The organism is Lentzea sp. NPDC005914 (assembly GCF_040629405.1).
Taxonomy (GTDB): Bacteria; Actinomycetota; Actinomycetes; order Mycobacteriales; family Pseudonocardiaceae; genus Lentzea.
On sequence record NZ_JBEXVQ010000020.1, the window covers coordinates 20,827 to 39,225 of the forward strand.

The following is an 18,399-nucleotide window of genomic DNA, read 5'->3' on the forward strand; positions in this document are numbered from 1 at the left end:
ATCTTCCTGGCAACATCGCCTGTCGTCCGGCGTCTACTCGTCGTGGGGACATCTGCTTTCGGGGACTTCTTGCGCTTCTACCGCTCGCGCATTCCGCTGACACAGGAAGAACTGGCGGAACGCACGGGGCTGAGCATGCGCGCCATCAGTGACATGGAACGCGGCCGCACGCTGACACCGCAGCTCCGGACCGTGCAGCTGCTGATCGACGGACTCGACCTGGAAGGCGATGAAGCCGCGGAATTCACCGTGCTCGCCCGCGCCGGCCGAATGTCCGCGGCGGAGGAAAAGCCCGAGGTCCCAGGCCCGGTCGTCGTGACCGGCTCGCTGCCACCCGTTCTTCTCGAACTCACCGGACGGGAAGCCGAGAGGGCGCAGCTGAACGGCTTCGCGTCTGACGCGGCAAAGGCGTCCCGGCTGCAGATCGCGGTGGTCCACGGCGCGCCCGGCGCCGGCAAGACCGCGCTCGCCGTCGATGCCGGGCACCGTCTGGGCTCGCGGTTCGCGGACGGGTGCGTGTTCCTCGACCTGCGCGGTATGGACTCCGACCCGCTGTCTCCCGGTAAGGCCGCGCATCGCCTGCTGAGATCGTTCGGAGTGGACGAACGCCAGATCCCTGCCGACGCGGACGACAAGTTGTCGCTGTACCAGTCTTTGCTGCGTGAGCGCTCGGTGCTGCTCGTGCTGGACAACGCGGTGAACGAGGCTCAGGTGCGGCCGCTGCTCGCGTCCAGTCCCGGCACGCTCGTGCTCGTGACGAGCCGCAACACCCTGACCGGACTGGACGCGCGGCACCGGCTGGCGGTGGGCCTGCTGCCGCTGGACATCTCCGTGGTGTTGCTGCGTCTCGTCGCGGGCGAGGACCGTGTCACGGCCGAGGCGGCAGCGGCCGAGCGGGTCGCGGCGTTGTGCGGGGGCATGCCGCTCGCGTTGCTGATCGCGGGCAACCGGCTCGCCGGCAGGCCACAGTGGACGATCGCGCACCTCGCCGAGCAGTTGGAGGACGAGCGGCGCCGGCTGTCCGTGCTGCGGGCGGGCGATCTGCAGGTGCGGGCGGCGTTCGAGATGTCGTACCAGCAGCTGAGCCCTGGCGCGGCCACGCTGTTCCGCAGACTTTCGCTGGTACCCGGCACGTCTGCTTCGGCGGAGTTGGCCGCGGTGCTCACGTCGTCGTCCGAGGAAGCGCTGGACGAACTCGCCGACGCGAGCCTGTTGGGCATCAGCGAGACCGATGGCCGGTACACGCTGCACGACCTGCTGCGTGTGTACGCCATCGAACGGCTGGAACTGGACGACAGTCCCGCTGTGGTCGAGGAGGTCGGCTCACGGCTGCGGCACTGGTTGCTCGCCACCGCCACCGAGGCGGCGCGCACGTTCGACCAGGACCATCCCGCGGCCGACCGGGAGTCCGCCGGCCGTTGGCTGGCCGCGGAGCTCGAGAACTGGCGCGGCGCGCTGCAGTCAGCGGTGGCGTTGGGCGAGCACGAGCAGGTTCTCGCGCTGGCCAAGGCGATGCACTGGTACTCGGACATGCACGGCGTAGGCGAACTGTGGCGTGAGGTCTTCACGGCAGGTGCCGCCGCCGCGCAGGCGTTGGGCAACTCACGTGACACCGCAGAACAGCTGAACTACCTCTCGTGGGCGCTCTACGCGCTGTGCGGCCTCCCCCACGACGCGCTGCACGTACACGAGCAGGCGGCGGCGGTCCTCGTCGACGACACCGTGACGGAGGCGTGGACCTGGTACTACGGCTCGGCGATCCGCCGCCGCGTCGGTGAGCCGGAGAAGGCCGTGTGGCTGGGACGGCGGTCCGTCGAGCTGTTCGAGCAGGCCGGGTACCTGATCGGCGAGAACCTGGCCCTGTCGCTGCTCGGGCTGATGCTGGGCACCGTCGGCTCGGTGGACGAGGCGATCGAGGTGCAGCAACGCAGCGTGCAACAACACCGCAAGGCCGGGGGCGACGAGGGGCTGCTGTCGATGCTGCTCATCCGGCTGGCCACCAGCCTCGCGGCCGCCGGGGAGGTGCTGGCGTCGCTGGAGCTGCTGGACGAGGCGGAGACGTTGTTCCTCGAGCACGGAACCACCGCCGGGGTTGCTCGGGTGCGGCACAACCGCGGGCTGGTGCTGATGGACGCCGGACGGCTCGACGAGGCCAAGGATCAGCTGCTGTCGGCGTTGGACGAGGCTCGGCTGTCCGATCACCGGATCGAGATCATGGCTCGGCTGGCGGAACTCGCGGAGGCGGCTGGGGACGGTGGGGAGGCTCGGGAGCTGCGGGTGCGGGCACTGGCGGAGTGCGATCGGTATGACACGCCGGCGGTGCGGGGGACGGCGGCGAAGCTGGCGAGCGCTCTGACGCACTAACGCGGAGCCGCGGCCACGCGATGCACCGGCATGGCAGAGGAGACGCGCGAAGAGCTGGCACGGCAATTCAGCGGCGACATGCACCGAGGCGTGGCCGAACTCGCCCGGCTCGGGTACGACCCGAAGATCTTCCGGATGATGCTGGCCGACCACGGGGCGGTGGAAGCCGCCCGTCGGCTGGTGGCGGATCCGAAGCCGTCGTACGGGTTGTGGAAGCTCCAGGAGAAGAACCGGCTCGACGCGAGCGTCGAGATGTGGGTGCTGCTCCCCCGTTACGAGCGGCTCTTCGACCAGACGACGCGGGACCAGGCGGAGCGCAAGCTTCGTCTGCTCGGCGTCGACGTCGGCCGCGAGCTGCGGCAGCTCGCCGCCCGGCTCCAGCCACCTGCCTGACAGGGCGGCAACCGGTCTTCACTTCGTCGATCCGGCCAGGACGCCCTGCACGAAGTACTTCTGGAACACCAGGAACACCGCCAGCGGCACGATCATCGACAGGAACGCGCCGGTGGCCAGCATGTCGATGTTGGTGCCGAACTGCCGCAGCTGGGCCCGCAGCGCCACGGTGATCGGCGCCGAGTCCTGGTCCGCGAAGACCAGGGCCACCAGCATGTCGTTCCACACCCACAGGAACTGGAAGATCGTCAGCGAGGCGATCGCCGGCTTGGCCACCGGCAGCACGACCCGTTTGAAGATCACCCACTCGGTGGCGCCGTCCATGCGGGCGGCCTCGATCAGGTCTCGCGGGATGCCGGTGAAGAAGTTGCGCAGCAGGAAGATGGCGAACGGCAGCCCGAACGCGACGTGGAACAGCACCACGCCGGTGATCGTGCCGAACAGCCCCAACGTGCCGAACAGCTTCGCCACCGGGATCAGCGCGATCTGGATCGGCATGACCAGCAAGCCGACGACGACCACGGTCAGCGTTTCACGGCCCGGGAACTCGATCCACGCCAACGCGTACGACGCCAGCGAGGCCATCACGACGACCAGAATCGTTGCGGGGACGGCGATGTAGAAGGTGTTGAGGAACGACTGCCACACGGCGTGGTTCGCGACGAGGTCGGCGTAGTTGTCCAGGGTCAGCTCGGCGGGCTTGGTGAACACCGTCCACCAGCCGCTCGCGGTGTTGGCCGACTCGTCGCGCAACGACGCGATCAGCAGGCCGAACACCGGTACCAGCCAGAACAACGCGACCAGAGCCAGCACCAGCTGCACGAAACCGTTGCCCAGCCGCCCGAAGACGCGAGTCAGCACGCCGCGCTTGGGGGCGCCGGACACCGGTACCTCGATGCGGACCTCTTCGGCTACCAGGGTCACGACCGCTCCCGTCGGAATCTGCGGATGTTGAACAGCATCGCCGGGGCGACCAGCAGGAACAGGATCACGGCCAGCGCGCTGCCCGCGCCCTGGTCGCCGCCCGTGCCGAACGAGACCTGCCACATCTGCAACGCCAGCACGTTCGCCTCGGACTGCACGGAGCCCGGCGCGATGACGAAGACCAGCTCGAAGATCTTCAGCACGTTGATCACCAGCGTCACGAAGACCACCAGCAGCACCGGCGAGAGCAGCGGAATCGTGACGCGGCGGAACACCTGCCACTCCGTCGCGCCGTCGACCCGCGCGGCTTCCAGGGCGTCACGGGGAATCGCGGACAACCCGGCGGCGATGAACGTGATCGCGAACCCGGTCATGATCCAGATCCAGGACGAGATGATCACCGGCGTGATCAGCGTCGAGCCCAGCCACGTCAGGCCGCGGAACGGCAGCGCGAAATTCGACGACGGCAGACGCACCACGACTTCACCCCTCGCGAGGTCGGGGAACGTGAACCTGCCGTCGTCACCGGTGGTCGTGCGCGCCACGACCTGCCCGTCCCGCACGGCTTCCAGTTGCACACCCGGCAGTCCGCGCTCGATCGGGTCGATCTTGCCCGCGTTGCCGTTGACCGACACGTCCAGCCACACCACACCGCGCAGTTCTCCGGTCCCCGCGGTGGGTTGAGACGCCGGGAGTGCCTGCGACGGCACCTGCTGGGGGTTGAAACCCACCAGCGGCACCATGATCGTCTCGCCCGCCTGCGCCGGAGCGTTGCCGACGAAGCCCGCGTCCGTTGCGGTGTAACCGGTTCGCGGCCGCGCCCCGGCGTACTGCGAGGACGGGCTGAACATGTCGTGCACGCCGACCATGACCGCGTTCACCACGCCCTGGTTCGGCTCCTCCTGGTACACGAGCCGGAAGACGATGCCCGACGCGAACAGCGAGATGGCCATCGGCATGAACAGCACCAGCCGGAACGCGGTGGCCCAGCGGATGCGTTCGGTGAGCACGGCGAGGACGAGGCCGATGCCGGTGACGGCCGCCGGGGCGACCACCACCCAGATCACGTTGTTGCGGAACGCGGTCAGCGTCCGCGGGTCGGTGAACGTGTCGACGTAGTTGCGCAGGCCGACGAACTCGTCACCGCCGGCGTCGAAGAAGCTGCGGATCAGCGAGAACACCAGCGGGTACAGCACGAGGGCCGCGAGCACGACCAGCGCGGGCAGCAGGAACGGGATCGCCTGCCGGGGCGAGCGCCCCGGCGCGGCGTCCACGCTCGTCTTCACCCTCATTTGCCGTAAGCCTTGGCGGCGTTGGCTTCCAGGCGCGCCATGATGCCGTCGACGTTCTTCGGGTCGGCGAGGAAGTCCTGCAGGTCCTTCCACTCCCCCGCGCCCTTCGTGCCACCGAACGCGGCCGGCGCCAGGTCGGACATGTCGAACCGCACGTTGTCGCCCGCGTCCACGATCCGCTTCGCCAGGTCCTGCGTGACGTCGTCGGGGTACGCCGACTCCTCGATGTCCTTGTTGGGCGACAGGAAACCGCCGAGCTTGGCCCAGATCTCGCCCGACTCCGGCGACGCCAGGAACTTCATCAGCTCGGTGGTCGCCTTGTCGTCCTTGAACTGCACGGCCATGTCACCACCGGCCACGACCGCGTCCTTGCTGCCCGCGACCGACGGGAACGGGAAGAACTTGGCGTCCTGACCGACCTTCGCCTTGGTGTTGGTGGAGATCACGCTCGCCACGAAGTCCGCCTCGAACACCATCGCGGCCGACGGCGGCTCACCGAACACGTTGATCACGGACTTGGGGAACTCGGTCTGCAGCGCGCCACCGCCGACCAGTGTCGGGTCGCCCCACAGCTTCGCCAGTTCCTCCAACGCCTTGCGGACCGTCGGGTCGGTCCACGGAATCTCGTGCTTCGCGAGCTTGTCGTAGTTGTCCGGGCCTGCGGTGCGCAGGTAGACGTTCTCGAACCAGTCGGTGAGCGTCCAGCCGTCCGCGCCGCCGACAGACACCGCCGCGAGCCCCGTCTCCGCGATCGCCTTGCTGGTCTTGACCAGGTCGTCCCACGTGGCGGGCGGCGCGGCACCGACCTGCTGGAAAGCCTTCTCGCTGTACCAGAACGCCGACTTGTTGGCAGTCTTGAAGGTGAAGCCGTACAGCTTGCCCTCGACGCTGGCGAACTTCTTCCACACGGCCGCGTTGTGCTCGGTCACCGCCTTGTCGACCTCGGCGTTGACCGGCTTGAGAGCACCGGCCTTGGCGAACTGGGCGACGAGACCGGGCTGGGCGATCAGGGCGACGTTCGGTGGTGTGCCGCCCGAGATTCTTGTCTGCAGCACGGTCGGCAGCTCGTCGCCGGCGGGTGTGTACCTGACGTCGGCGCCCGTCTTGGTCTTGAACGCCTCCAGCACCTTCTCGAAGTTCTTCTGCTCGTCACCGGTCCACGGGCCGACGACCTCCACGGTCTGGCCCTTGAGGTCCTCCGAACTGCTTTCCGCGGCACCTCCCGAGCACGCGCCTGCGAAGGCGACTGCGACCAGCACGATCCACTGCTTCCGCATTGAAGCTCCTCTATTTCCAGATCGAGGACCCGGAGGCCGGGTCGAAGAAGTGCAGCCGGGACGTGTCCACCCAGGCGGCGACGGGTTGTCCTTCGTAGATGCGGGTGCGGGGGCTGAACCGTCCGACCAGGACGGTTCCCTTGCCGCCGGTCTTGGGCAGGTCGTCGGTGCCGGCGTCGCGCGCCAGCTCGCGGGTGTCGTCGGTGACGACGGGCGGGACGTCGACCGGGAAGTGCACGAGGACGTCCGAGCCCATCGCCTCGACCAGGTCGGCGACCGAGTGCAGGATCTGGCCTTCGCGGGCGTCGGCCAGCGCGGTGTCCTCCATGTCCTCCGGCCGGATGCCGACCACGACCTCGCGGCCGACGTACTGCCTCAGCGCGGGCCGTTGCCGCAGCACGGACTCAGGCAGCAGCAGGGCGTCGGAGTTGAGTGAGACCCAGTACCGGCTGTCGCTCTGGTCCAGCCGCGCGGAGACGAGGTTCATGCCCGGCGAGCCGATGAACCCGGCGACGAACAGGTTCACCGGGCGGTCGTAGAGCTCCTGCGGTGGCCCGACCTGTTGCAGCACACCGCGTCTCATCACCGCGACCCGGTCGCCGAGGGTCATGGCCTCGGTCTGGTCGTGCGTCACGTAGACGGTCGTCACGCCGATCTCGCGCTGGATGCGGGCGATCTGCGCGCGCATCTGCACGCGCAGCTTTGCGTCCAGATTGGACAGTGGCTCGTCCATCAGGAACGCCTGGGGCGCCCGCACGATCGCCCGGCCCATCGCGACGCGCTGGCGTTGACCGCCGGAGAGGTTGCGAGGCTTGCGGTCGAGGTGCTCGGTCAGTTCGAGGACCTCGGCGACCTCGCGGACCCGGTGGTCGATCTCCTTCTTGTGGAGCTTGCGCAGCGTGAGGCCGAAGGCGATGTTGTCGTACACGTTCAGGTGCGGGTAGAGCGCGTACGACTGAAACACCATCGCCACGTCGCGGTCACGGGACGGCACGTCGTTGACGACCTGCTCGCCGATGTGGATGGTGCCCTCGGTGATCTGCTCGAGGCCGGCGATCATCCGCAGCGCCGTCGTCTTGCCGCACCCCGACGGGCCCACGAGCACCAGGAACTCACCGTCGCGGATCTCGAGGTTGAGGTCGGTGACGGCGCGGGTGCCGTCGCCGTACGCCTTGCCCAGACCCGTCAGAACGACTTCTGCCACGTGAACTCCCTGGTTCGGTGTGAATGCAGACCGTAGGGCCGCCCGCCCTAAGGGAGATTTAAGGACGAAACACGATCTCGATAAGCTCGCGACTTCTCTCCCAAACGAGGCGTTCGCTGCTTACGCTGCGTGTATGTCGAAGGTGCTGGTGGTCGAGGACGACCCGGTGGTGCAGGCGGCGCTGGTTCACGCGCTGACCGACCTCGGGCATGTCGTGCAGGCCGTCGGCACCGCCGTGGCCGCGTTGCGCGAGGCGGGCACATCCGAGCTCGACCTGGTGATACTGGATCTCGGACTGCCGGATCTGGACGGGGTCGCGGCGTTGCGGATGCTGCGCGGGGTGAGCAACGTGCCGGTCATCGTGGCGACCGCCCGGGGTGCGGAGAACTCGGTCGTGAGCACGTTGAACGCCGGTGCGGACGACTACATCGTGAAGCCGTTCTCGTCCGAGCACCTGGCCGCGCGGATCAACGCGTTGCTGCGGCGAACGGGTGGTTCTTCGGTTGCCGCGTCGGAGGTCGTGGTGCTCGGTGAGCTGTCCGTCGATCTCGCCCAGCGGGTGGCCACGCTCGGCGACTGCGCGCTCGCGTTGAGCAGGCGGGAGTTCGACCTGCTGGCTTACCTGGCGCAACGGCCGGGGCGGGTGATCTCGCGGCGGGAGCTCATTCAGGCGGTGTGGGGGCATCCGTACGTCGGTGACGACAAGACGATCGACGTCCACGCGTCGTGGTTGCGGCGCAAGCTGGGCGAAACCGCGGCGCATCCCCGTTATCTGCACACCGTCCGGGGTGTGGGGTTCAAGCTGGCGGCGCCGGAATGAGATCGGTCATCACCCGCGCGCTGCTGGTCGCCGCAGGGGTGGTGACGGTGGTTTTCCTCGCCACCGCTGGGTTTCTGCTGTTCTCGGGCGCTGCTGCCGTCTCCGAGTCGGCTGATCAGCGCGATGCGGCCGTTGTCGCCGCTGTGCTCGCGGTGTCGTCGAACGCCGATGACGTCCGGGGGACGATCGCGCGCACCTCCGCCGGGGCCGAGGGGCGGATGTCCGTCGTTCTGGCGGACGGGACCCGGCTGGGGGTCGGCGGTGGGACGCCGGTCGCTTCTGTTGGTGGGGCTGTGGTTTCGGTCGTGCCCGCCACGGTGCCGTTTCCGTTCGGGGCGGTGTTCCTGGTGCTCGGCATCGCCGCCGTGGCGCTGGGAGTGGCGGTGTGGGTGGGACATCGGCCTTTCACGCCGGTGCTGAGCGCGTTGCGGGTGCTGGCTTCGTCGACGGGCCGGCGGGTGCGGCTGAGCGGGCCTCGTGAGCTGGAGGCGCTGGCTTCCTCGATCAACGCGGCGACGGAGCGCACCTCGCTGCTGATGGCGAAGGAGCGGGAGATGATCGCGGACGTGTCGCACCGGTTGCGGACCCCGTTGGCGGCGTTGAGGTTGGACGCCGACGCGGTGGGCTCCGGGCCTGTCGCCGAACGGATTCGCAGTGCGGTCATCACGCTGGGGCACGACGTGGACCGGATCATCCAGGCCCTGCAGCCTGAGGAGGGCGAGCCGGAAGGCACCTGTGACGTGGCGTCGGTCGTGGAGGCGCGGATGGCGTTCTGGTCCGCGCACGCCTGCGACCAGGGGCGGATGCTCGAGGTCGATGTCGGCGAACCTGCGTGGGTGCCGCTGGCGCCCGATGCTCTCGCGGCCGTGGTGGATGCGTTGCTGGAGAACGTCTTCCGCCACACTCCCGCCGCCGCACCGGTCGGGGTGTCGGTGGTGCGGCACGCCGGGTGGGTGACGCTCGTGGTCGAGGACGGCGGGACCGGTGTCGCGGACCCGTCCTCGGCGCTGCACCGCGGGAGCAGCGGCGTCGGGTCGACCGGACTCGGGCTGGACATCGCCCGTGCCGCCGCGGAGGCCACCGGCGGCACGATCCACCTGGAACGCGGACGGCTGGGCGGGGCACGGGTGCGGCTGCGGTTCGGGGAGGCGAACAGCCACCACTCGCCGGCCAGCCCGCGGGCGTGGAGGTTGTGGCGAGGTCATCCCTGATGTCGAAGCGGCGTTCCTGATGTCGAAATGGCGTTCGCGGCTACGACGTGGCTGTGTAAGCGCTGCAGACAAGTCTTGGAGGACGCCATGACACGCCCACCCATCGTCGACTTCCCGGCCTGGGAGGCCGCACGGGATGAGCTGCTGGTTCGCGAGAAGGCCCACACGCGCGAGGGAGACGCCATCGCTGCGGCGCGCAGGCGGTTGCCGATGGTCGAGGTCGACGGGAAGGCCCTGGTCGTCGGTCCCGCCGGGCCGGTGCCGTTCCTGGAGTTGTTCGAGGGCCGCGACGAGCTCGTGGTCTACCAGCACATGTGGTGGGACGGGGCGCCGCACCAGGGCCAGTGCGAGGGCTGCACCCACGTGCCCTGGCACCTGACGAACGCGGCCTACCTGCACGCACGCGGCGTCTCGTTCGCGATCCTGACCGTCGGCGCCTGGGACGAGGTGGCGCCGTTCGTCGAGTTCATGGGCTACACGCAGCCCTGGTACTCGGTGCGGGACGTGCCCGCGCCGATCGGCGGCGACATGGGGTACCTCGCGTGCTTCCTGCGGGACGGCGAGCGGGTGTTCCTCACCTACCGGACGACCGGGCGCGGGACCGAGCGGATCAACGGGTCGCTGAACCTGCTCGACATGACGCCTTACGGGCGTGGTGAGAAGTGGGAGTCCATGCCCGAGGGGTGGCCTGCCGGGCGAGATGCGGGGTGGTTCTGGCGGACGGACTCCGAGGGCAACTCGACCTGGGGGCCGACCGGGCGTCCGACGCCGCAGTGGACCCGGCCCGGCGTGACGCCTGAGGAGACGCTCGGCCGGGACGGACATTGCCACTGAATCGATACCGACTAGCCCCCCGCCTGGGGGTCGCGGGCTCCCATCCCAATCATCTCAGGCAGGTCTGACAACAATCGGGCGCACCGGATCAGGCCTAGGTGGGAGTAGGCCTGCGGGTGGTTGCCCAGCGATCGTTCGGCGACCGGGTCGTACTCCTCGGACAGCAGTCCGGTCGGCCCGGCCAGCCGGACGAAGCTGTCGAACAGCTCCTCGGCGTCGGCGCGACGGCCTACCCGCAGGTAGGCCTCGATCAGCCACGCCGTGCAGAGGTGGAAGCCGCCCTCGTCGCCGGGCAGGCCGTCGTCGCGCAGGTAGCGGTAGACGGTCGGGCCGCTGCGCAGGGTCTCCTCGACCGCGACGACCGTGGCGCGAAAACGGTCGTCGGACGGGTCGAGGAGACCCGACAGGCCCACGTGCAGGGAGGCGGCGTCGAGATCCGTGCCGTCGTACGCCGTGGTGAACGCGCCGACATCGGGGTTCCAGCCGCGCTGAAGCACCTCGGCGGCGATCTCGTCGCGCAGTGCGGGCCAGCCGGCGCCGAGCGAGCGGCCGAACCGGTCCGCCAGGGCGATGGCGCGGTCCAGGGTCTGCCAGCACATCACGCGGGAGTAGACGCGATGGCGCTGCACGTGGCGTTCCTCCCAGATGCCGTGGTCCGGCTCGTTCCAACGGGCAACCACGGCCTCGACCATGGCCCTCACCACCTCCCAGTCGCGGTCGGACAACGAGCCGCGGGCCAGTGCCAGGTCGTGGACGAGATCGGCGATCGGGCCGAACACGTCGAGCTGCACCTGGTGGTCGGCGAGGTTGCCGACGCGCACGGGTCCGGAACCCGCGTAGCCAGGCAGGCTGTCGATCACCTGCTCCGGGCCGAGCGTGGTGCCGTGAACCGTGTAGAGCGGGCTGAGGTGTTCCGGGCCGGGCACGGTGGCGAGGACGTCGCGGAGCCAGCCGAGGAACGCTTCGGCCTCCCCCGTGGAACCCAGTGACACCAGCGCTTGCACGGTCAAGGCCGCGTCGCGCAGCCAGCAGTAGCGGTAGTCCCAGTTGCGGACGCCGCCGATCTGCTCGGGCAGCGAGGTCGTGGCGGCGGCGAGCACGGCGCCGGTGTCGCGATGACACAAAGCACGCAACGTAAGTGCGGATCTTCGCACCAGTTCTCGTTGCACCGCCGGAAGGTGCAACGAGAACGACCAATCGGGCCAATCAGTGTCCTCTTCGGACGGTGCGCCGAGTTGCAGTTCGATGACGAAAGGCGGGGTGATCACAGCGGTCGCGGTGCCGTCGGCGATCTCCCATTCCACGCCGGGGGAACGCAACACGATCGACGTGCCGGCCACGCGCAGACCGTCCGCGGTCCTCTCGAGATGTACCGGCATTCGGCCGAAATCGGGGCGTGGCGCGAACTCCACGACCGCAGGCACCCTGCCTTCGACCGTTCGCACCAGGCTTGCGGCCAGATGGTCGGTGACCTGCAGACCCGTCCAGCGGGTCTGGACCGTCATCGTGCCCGGTACGTACCGTTGGCCCAGCGGAAGCTGCTCCTTCTGCGGCCGGACGGAGAAATGCCCGCTACCGCCGAGCAGCGCGGCGAACAACGCGGGCGAGTCCGGCGAGGGGTGGCACAGCCACGTCACGTCCGCATCCGGCGTGACCAGGGCGAGGGCACGGCGGTCGGAGAGCAGGCTGTGCCGTTCGATGGGCACGGCCAGGCGCACCGGCAGCGCGGTCAGGAAGTCCGTCACGTCAGGGAAAGTAAGAACACTGCAAGGGCCATCGGACCCCACTTGGTCAAGACTTAGCGCGGCCCTAAACATCTTTTATTGCATCAGGTTCGGATGCGTGGATTGTTCGTGTTGAGTCATCTCGATAGGGTCCGCGTATCAGTCCTGGCATGACGTAAGGCGGCACTCTTTGATCGGGCAGCGTGAGCGACCGCCGTCGGACGCCGACCTGATAGACGCCGTCCGCGACGGCAAGGTCGAGGCTTACGGCAAGCTCTACGAACGCCACGTGCGTGCCGCGAACCTGCTGGCGATGCAGCTGTCCATGTCCTCCTCGGACGCGGACGACCTGGTGTCGGACGCGTTCGCCAAGGTCCTCGCCGCGTTGCGCTCCGGCGGCGGGCCCGGCGCGGCGTTCCGGCCGTACCTGCTGACGGCCGTGCGGCACGCGGCGTATGACCGGACGCGCAAGGAGAAGCGGGTCGAGCTCGCCGGCGACATCGAGGAAGTTCCCGGTGCCGTGCGGGTGACGAGCGTGCCGTTCCGCGACAAGGCCGTCGAGGACCTCGACCAGGCGATGGCGGCCACGGCGTTCGCGTCGTTGCCCGAACGCTGGCAGACGGTGCTGTGGCACACCGCGATCGAGGGCCAGTCGCCCGGCGAGATCGCGCCGCTGCTGGGACTCACCGCGAACGGCGTCTCCGCGATGGCGTTCCGTGCGCGCGAAGGGTTGCGCAAGGCGTTCCTGCAGGCGCACGTCGCCCAGGAGCCGGCGGAACGGTGCCGCGCGACCGTGACCAAGCTCGGCGCGTGGACGCGGGGCGGGCTCAAGGGACGCGAGGCCGTCCAGCTCGACGCGCACATGGACGACTGCGCCGAGTGCCGCAAGCTCGCCAGCGAACTGTCCGACGTCAACGGCGCGCTGCGCGGTCTCGTCGCGCCCATCGTGCTCGGCACGGGCACCGCCGGCTACCTGGCCGCGGCGGCGACCAAGGGTGCCGCGGTGTCCCTCAGCGCGACGTCGTGGCTCGGTGTGGCCGCCTCGGCCGCAGCAGTCGTGGTCGTGGCCGGGTCCGGTGTCGTCACGTCGGACAACTCGCCCACCACTCCCGGCGCCGCACCGGTGATCACGACGATCACCACGACGACCGGGCAGTCACCGGTCGGGTCGTCCGGCTCCACGCCGTCCTCGGGCGTCGTGCCCTCCGGAACCACCGCCGGTTCGGCGATTCCGGCCCCCGGGACGAGTGCGGCGAACGGACCCGCTGCCACGACGACCACCCAGGGCGGTGCGGCGGGGACTCCGCAGCTGTCCGGAAGCGCACCGAGCAACATCGCCATGACCACCAACGGTCCGCCCGACGAGATGACCGTCGACATCACCAACACCGGCACGGCACCCACCACGGTGCCGCCGTTGACGCTGAACCTGCCCGACAAGATCAAGACGGTCGGGGCGGGGAAGGTGCCGGAGGGCGCTGTCGGCTGTCCCGCGGGCAAGGGCACCATCACGTGCACCGGTGGCCAGACGCTGGCGCCGGGTCAGAAGATCACGTTCAAGGCCCGGCTGCAGGCCGGGCCGAAGGCGGGTGACGGGACGATCACCGGCACCGCGGGATCGGTGCAGGTGACCATCTCCGTCACGATCAGCTGAGCATCAGTGGAACTGGTGCGACTCGTTCATGTTGAGCGTGTTGACCAGGTCACCTGACTGACCGGGCGCGAACTCGTCGTACCCGCCGCGGTAGTTGATGATCTTGTGGACGGTGACCCGGTGCGAGGTGCGGTTCCACGCGGACATCGCGTTGTGCCAGACGCACCCGTACCGGCCGTCGGCGTCGCTCTTGAACTCGTAGCAGCTCGGCTGCGAGGGCCCGTAACCCGGGATGCGCGTGTCGAAGTCCGACAGCGAACCCCTGAGGCCGCCGTAGAAGTAGAGGCAGAACTCCCCCGGCTCGCAGACTCCGTTGCGCGCCACCGCCGCGTGAGCGGTCGCGGGCAGCAGTGCGGACGCGGCCATGGCCAGCGCACCCGCCAGCATCGTGATCTTCTTCATCTTCCCCCTCCAACGAACAGCGGAATGGTTGCTGGGCCGATTGTTCGAGAGCGGGGTGGAACACAACAGCGACAACCTCCACAACTCACCTCCACAAGATGACGTGGAGTTGAGACGCGTCTCGAATGAACGCGAGCGCGGATCCCGGCGTGCTGGGGACATGACTCGACTACTCGCCACAGCGGCCGCGATCGCGCTCTCACTCGTCACGGCGGTTCCGGCGCAGGCACACGACAAGCAGCACTTCCTGGCGTTGGGCGACTCGATCGCGACCGGGCGGCAGGCGGTGCCGGTCACGCCGAACCAGGGGTACGTCGCGCAGCTGGCGAGGAAGCTGCCGAACCTCCAGCTCACGAACCTGGCCTGTGACGGCGAAACCACCACGACCATGCGCGACGGCGGCACGTGCGCGTACCCCGAGGGGAACCAGCTCGACGCCGCGCTGAAGTTCATCAAGCACAACAAGGTCCAGCTCATCACGATCACGGTGGCGGGCAACGACATCGCGCCGTGCGGGATGCAGGGCATCGACCCCGCGTGCATCCAGCAGGCGACCGCGACGATCGACGCGAACCTCAAGCACATCACCGCGAAACTCCGCAAAGCCGCACCCAAGGCCACCATCGTCGGCATGACGCTGTACGACCCGTTCCTCGCGGCGTGGCTGACCGGTCCGGACGGGCAGGAGTTCGCCCGCCAGTCCATTCCGGTCACGCAGGCGATCAACGACGTCGTCGAAAGCGCTTACCAGTCGAGCAGGGTCAAGGTCGCCGACGTCGAGGGCGCGTTCGCCACGACGGACCTGACCACGATCGTGGACGGACTCCCACTGGCCGTGGCGCGCATCTGCCAGTGGACGACGACGTGCACGGCAGGGGACATCCACCCCACCACCGAGGGCTACACGGCGATCAAGAAGGCGTATCTGCCACTCGTCCGGTGACGTTATTCCACGTCGGTCAGCAGATTCGGCGGGCACGACGCACCATGAGCGGGTGGAGGAGCTCACGGCGGCTCTCGCCGAGCTTGAGGCGCCGTTCCGCACGCTCGTGGACGACTCCGAGTGGGCGCACGCGAGCGTGGAAGGGCTGGTGCTCGACGTCGGCCGGTGGTTCTCCGCCGACGCCGAGACCCGCCTGGCGCCGCAGGTCACGTTCAGCGTCGCCTTCAGCGAGGCCGGCCGGCTCCAGGGCGCGGTGTACGTGGAGGGCTACCTCTGGGTGGACGGCAAGGCGATCGCCGGCGCGTGGTGCGGGCTCGGAGACCGGGTCGTCTACGGGCCGCGCGCCCAGGCGTACCTGGGAGTGCCGCTGTCGCCCCACTTCTGCCGCGGCATCCAGCAGCGCAACGGCACGGCCGCGGTACTGATGAGCAAGCACCCCAAGCTGTTGCCGTTGCTGCGGGACGGCCTGCCGCGCGGCGCGGTGCTGCCCGGTGGCAGGCCCGGACCGCGGTCAGTCGGTGCCTAGAGCGGCGAACCTCTCGGCAGCCTCTTTCTCGTGCCGTGCCGCCTCGGCCGGGTCCGCGACCGCGCGCGCCAGGTGCTTGTGCGCGTTCGCGGCCTCGCGCCGGTCGTCGATCCGTTCGGCCAGCTCCAACGCCTCGCGCAACGGCACGACGGCCTCGGCGGGACGTCCGGCCGCGGTGAGCACCACGCCCAGGTAGTTCAGCACCACGGTCTCGGTCGTCACGTCACCGATCGCGCGGACCGCGGCGAGAGCGGACCTCAGCTCGACGAGTGCTTCGTCGTGCCGGCCCATGGCGTGCAGGATCATGCCGAGCGCGCTCTGCGTGTCGGCCTCGTCGCGGCGGCTGCCCATCTCGCGCATCAACGCCAGAGCGCCGTTGCACGCTTCCAACGCCTCGTCGTAGCGGCCCAGAGCGCTGTAGATGTTGCTGACGTTGCTCATCGCCTGCGACTCCAGGTGCCGGTCGCCGAGCTGACGGGCGACCGTGATCGCCTGTTCGAGCAGCTCAGCGGCCTCGGCGTGGCGTTCCAGCGTCCGGTAGACCAGCGAGAGGTTGTTCAGCGTGCCCGCCACGCCCTGCAGGTCGCCCTGCTCGCGCAGCAGCTCGATCGCGCGTTCGTTGTAGTAGATCGCCTCGGAGTAGCGGGCGGTCTGCCAGAACACCATCGCGTAGTTCTTGGTCGTGATCGCGGTCGCCGCAGCGTTGTCCTTCGTGGCTTCCAGTGCCAGTTCGTTGATCGTCGCCCAGTCACGCGTGTGGCCGCGCACCATGCAGAAGAACGTCAACGCGCGTGCGAGCTGCCACGTGTGTGTGCGCCAGTCACCGTCGAGAGACAGCGCCACCGCGGCAACGAGCGTCTGGCGTTCGGTCTCGAGCCACTCCACCGCGTGGTCGTAGTCGCGCAGCACGAGCCGTGACTCCGGCCGGTAGGTGATGTCGACCTCGTACTTGCGGGCCGCGGGCGACATCAGCCGCGTCGCCTGGTTCGCGGTGTCCAGGAAGTGGTCGAGCAACCGGGTCAGCGGCTCGCGCGACGAGTCCACCTTGGACTGTGCGTACTGCCGCAACAGGTCGTGCATCCGGTACCGGCCGAGCGTCGTCGCTTCGAGCAGATGCACGTCGACGAGGTCTTCGAGCATCCCGTCGCACTCCAGCAGGTCGAGCTCGCCCAGCGCCGCGGCCTGGTGGACGTCGAAGTCCGTGCCGTGGTGCAGGCCCAGCAGCGCGAACAGCCGCTGGTGGCCCAGGGGCAGTTGGCCGAACGACAACGCGAAGACGGCGTCCAGTTCGGATAATCGTCCTTCGCGCAACCGCGTCGCGAGGTGAGCGGTGGTCCAGGTGGGCCGCGATCGCAACCGGCCCGCGGCGAGCCGGACGGCCAGAGGCAGCCGGCCGCACAGTTCGACGACCTCGCGGGCGGACGGATCCGTGCCGCGCTCGTCGCCGACGATCGTGGCGAACAGCTGCAACGCCTCCGCCTCGGACAGCACGTCCAGCGTCAGCGTCGAGGTGCCTTCCAGCTCGACCAGCCGCGCGCGTGACGTGACCAGCACCAACGACCCCGGCATGCCCGGCAGCAGCGGCCGGACCTGATCCGCGCTCACCGCGTTGTCGAGCACCACGAGCAGCTTGCGCCTCGACAGCTCCAGCCGCCACAACGCGGCCCGCTCGTCCAGGCCGACCGGGATCTCCTCCAGGCCGAGCGCGCGCAGCAGCACGTCGAGCGCGTCCGTCGGTTCAACGGGCGCACGGCCGGCGGTGTGCGCGTGCAGGTCGATGAACAGCTGTCCGTCCGGATACTCCAGCCGGTGCGCCAGGTGGATGGCCAGCGTCGTCTTGCCTACGCCCGGCATGCCGTCGATCGCGGAGATCACCACGGCCGACCGCCCGGTGACGGCCCTGGTCAGCCGTTCCATCTCGGTGGCACGACCGGTGAAGTCCGCGACGTCGCGCGGCAACGTGTTCAGGGCTGGTCTGGGCTCGTCCCCGCGCAACAGCCGCGCGTGCAGTTCGCGCAGGTCAGAGCTTGGATCGGCGCCCAGCTGGTCGGCCAGCACCACGCGCACGTCCTCGAACGCCTGCAGTGCCTCGGCCTGCCTGCCCGCCCGTTGCAGCGCGTGCATCAGCTGCAGCCACAGCTGTTCGCGCAGCGGGAACTGCGTGGTCAACCGGCGCAGCTCGGCGATCAGCCGCTCGCCCTGGCCCAGTTCGATCGCCAGCCGCGCGTGCTGCTCGGCGACCGTGAGCCGCCGTTCCTGCAGCAGCGTCAGCTCGGCGATCAGGCGCGCGCCGACCGTGAGGCCGTCGAGCGCCGGACCCCGCCACAACGCGAGCGCCCGCTCGTACAGGGAGACCGCCGCCCGGTGGTCGCCCTGCCGCAGCGCGTCGTCGCCGGACGAACAAAGCTGCTCGAAGACGTTGACGTCGACCTCGTCCGCGGGCACCTTCAGCCGATATCCACCCGGGACGGTGACCAGATCGTCGAGCACCAGCTTGCGCAGCGCCGCGACGTAGGTGCGGATGTTCGACTCCGGTGCCGCGGGTGGAGATTCCCACACCGCTTCACTCAAGTGTTCAAAGCTGACAGTTTCGTTGACGTGCAACGCCAACGCCGCGAGCAGCGCCCGTTGCCGGGGCCCGCCCAGCCGCAGTTCGACGCCCCCACGCCAGATCTGCAGTGGCCCAAGAAGCCGATACCGCACTGACCCTCCTCGGAGGGCATGGTGCCAGAACTCCGGTCGGCTGTGCGGAATTTGTGCGGACGATCTTGGAAACTTCCCTCACGCCGCCGCGAAGAGGGGAAACAGGGATGCTCCCGAGATCATGGTCA

At 69.1% G+C, this 18,399-nt stretch carries 14 protein-coding genes and 1 pseudogene; 8 read left to right on the top strand and 7 right to left on the bottom strand.

Going from position 1 to position 18,399, the window contains the following annotated elements; genetic code table 11:
- Window positions 1-42 precede the first annotated feature (42 nt).
- Both ABZ345_RS26835 and ABZ345_RS26840 read left to right on the top strand, forming a co-directional pair.
- Complete coding sequence (locus ABZ345_RS26835) at window positions 43-2,364, top strand: helix-turn-helix domain-containing protein (protein ID WP_359854222.1); 2,322 nt, start codon at window positions 43-45, stop codon at window positions 2,362-2,364.
- Between the two features lie 30 nt (window positions 2,365-2,394).
- Window positions 2,395-2,757 (top strand): hypothetical protein, encoded by a 363-nt coding sequence (locus tag ABZ345_RS26840; protein WP_359854225.1) that lies wholly within the window; start codon window positions 2,395-2,397, stop codon window positions 2,755-2,757.
- 18 nt (window positions 2,758-2,775) lie between these two features.
- Here ABZ345_RS26840 and ABZ345_RS26845 read toward each other — a convergent pair whose 3' ends face one another.
- From ABZ345_RS26845 to ugpC, 4 genes are read right to left on the bottom strand one after another with little or no spacing between them, the layout of a single operon-like run.
- The gene (locus ABZ345_RS26845; protein WP_359854227.1) at window positions 2,776-3,681 is read right to left on the bottom strand and encodes a carbohydrate ABC transporter permease; all 906 of its coding nucleotides are present in this window, start codon (window positions 3,679-3,681) and stop codon (window positions 2,776-2,778) included.
- The gene (locus tag ABZ345_RS26850) at window positions 3,678-4,973 is read right to left on the bottom strand and encodes an ABC transporter permease subunit (protein WP_359854230.1); all 1,296 of its coding nucleotides are present in this window, start codon (window positions 4,971-4,973) and stop codon (window positions 3,678-3,680) included. Before ABZ345_RS26850 ends, ABZ345_RS26845 begins: the two co-directional genes overlap by 4 nt.
- Window positions 4,970-6,250, bottom strand: a complete 1,281-nt coding sequence (locus ABZ345_RS26855) for an ABC transporter substrate-binding protein (RefSeq protein ID WP_359854233.1) — start codon at window positions 6,248-6,250, stop codon at window positions 4,970-4,972. Before ABZ345_RS26855 ends, ABZ345_RS26850 begins: the two co-directional genes overlap by 4 nt.
- 10 nt (window positions 6,251-6,260) lie before the next feature.
- Complete coding sequence (gene ugpC / locus ABZ345_RS26860; protein WP_359854235.1) at window positions 6,261-7,454, bottom strand: sn-glycerol-3-phosphate ABC transporter ATP-binding protein UgpC; 1,194 nt, start codon at window positions 7,452-7,454, stop codon at window positions 6,261-6,263.
- Window positions 7,455-7,587: 133 nt separating this feature from the next.
- On the opposite strand from ugpC, the gene ABZ345_RS26865 reads away from it, so the two are divergent.
- From ABZ345_RS26865 to ABZ345_RS26875, 3 genes are all read left to right on the top strand, one after another.
- Window positions 7,588-8,274 (top strand): response regulator transcription factor, encoded by a 687-nt coding sequence (locus tag ABZ345_RS26865; RefSeq protein ID WP_359854238.1) that lies wholly within the window; start codon window positions 7,588-7,590, stop codon window positions 8,272-8,274.
- Entirely contained in the window at window positions 8,271-9,485 is a 1,215-nt protein-coding gene (locus tag ABZ345_RS26870; protein WP_359854241.1) for a HAMP domain-containing sensor histidine kinase, read from the top strand. The genes ABZ345_RS26865 and ABZ345_RS26870 overlap by 4 nt, the downstream gene beginning before the upstream one ends.
- A gap of 87 nt (window positions 9,486-9,572) precedes the next feature.
- On the top strand, window positions 9,573-10,319 hold the full coding sequence (locus ABZ345_RS26875) for a DUF899 family protein (protein WP_359854243.1): 747 nt from the start codon (window positions 9,573-9,575) through the stop codon (window positions 10,317-10,319).
- A gap of 11 nt (window positions 10,320-10,330) precedes the next feature.
- On the opposite strand, the pseudogene ABZ345_RS26880 reads toward ABZ345_RS26875, so the two are convergent.
- Window positions 10,331-12,028: pseudogene (locus tag ABZ345_RS26880) on the bottom strand (trehalase-like domain-containing protein); the annotation flags it as partial.
- A gap of 205 nt (window positions 12,029-12,233) precedes the next feature.
- Between ABZ345_RS26880 and ABZ345_RS26885 the strand changes: the two are divergent.
- Window positions 12,234-13,697 (top strand): sigma-70 family RNA polymerase sigma factor, encoded by a 1,464-nt coding sequence (locus tag ABZ345_RS26885; protein WP_359854246.1) that lies wholly within the window; start codon window positions 12,234-12,236, stop codon window positions 13,695-13,697.
- Window positions 13,698-13,700: 3 nt separating this feature from the next.
- On the opposite strand, the gene ABZ345_RS26890 is transcribed toward ABZ345_RS26885, so the two are convergent.
- Complete coding sequence (locus ABZ345_RS26890; protein WP_359854248.1) at window positions 13,701-14,099, bottom strand: peptidase inhibitor family I36 protein; 399 nt, start codon at window positions 14,097-14,099, stop codon at window positions 13,701-13,703.
- Between the two features lie 160 nt (window positions 14,100-14,259).
- Between ABZ345_RS26890 and ABZ345_RS26895 the strand changes: the two genes are divergently transcribed.
- Together ABZ345_RS26895 and ABZ345_RS26900 are read left to right on the top strand one after the other, a co-directional pair.
- Window positions 14,260-15,042, top strand: coding sequence for an SGNH/GDSL hydrolase family protein (locus tag ABZ345_RS26895; RefSeq protein ID WP_359854251.1), 783 nt, complete (start codon window positions 14,260-14,262; stop codon window positions 15,040-15,042).
- A gap of 52 nt (window positions 15,043-15,094) precedes the next feature.
- Complete coding sequence (locus ABZ345_RS26900; RefSeq protein ID WP_359854254.1) at window positions 15,095-15,568, top strand: hypothetical protein; 474 nt, start codon at window positions 15,095-15,097, stop codon at window positions 15,566-15,568.
- On the opposite strand, the gene ABZ345_RS26905 is transcribed toward ABZ345_RS26900, so the two are convergent.
- Window positions 15,554-18,271, bottom strand: coding sequence for a BTAD domain-containing putative transcriptional regulator (locus ABZ345_RS26905; protein WP_359854257.1), 2,718 nt, complete (start codon window positions 18,269-18,271; stop codon window positions 15,554-15,556). The genes ABZ345_RS26900 and ABZ345_RS26905 overlap by 15 nt on opposite strands.
- Window positions 18,272-18,399 lie beyond the last annotated feature (128 nt).

Coding starts and splice junctions, on each gene's coding strand:
- ABZ345_RS26840 (WP_359854225.1), top strand. CDS start 2,395: ATGGCAGAGGAGACGCGCGAAGAGCTGGCACGGCAATTCAGCGGCGAC.
- ABZ345_RS26850 (WP_359854230.1), bottom strand. CDS start 4,973: ATGAGGGTGAAGACGAGCGTGGACGCCGCGCCGGGGCGCTCGCCCCGG.
- ABZ345_RS26855 (WP_359854233.1), bottom strand. CDS start 6,250: ATGCGGAAGCAGTGGATCGTGCTGGTCGCAGTCGCCTTCGCAGGCGCG.
- ABZ345_RS26865 (WP_359854238.1), top strand. CDS start 7,588: ATGTCGAAGGTGCTGGTGGTCGAGGACGACCCGGTGGTGCAGGCGGCG.
- ABZ345_RS26870 (WP_359854241.1), top strand. CDS start 8,271: ATGAGATCGGTCATCACCCGCGCGCTGCTGGTCGCCGCAGGGGTGGTG.
- ABZ345_RS26875 (WP_359854243.1), top strand. CDS start 9,573: ATGACACGCCCACCCATCGTCGACTTCCCGGCCTGGGAGGCCGCACGG.
- ABZ345_RS26890 (WP_359854248.1), bottom strand. CDS start 14,099: ATGAAGAAGATCACGATGCTGGCGGGTGCGCTGGCCATGGCCGCGTCC.
- ABZ345_RS26895 (WP_359854251.1), top strand. CDS start 14,260: ATGACTCGACTACTCGCCACAGCGGCCGCGATCGCGCTCTCACTCGTC.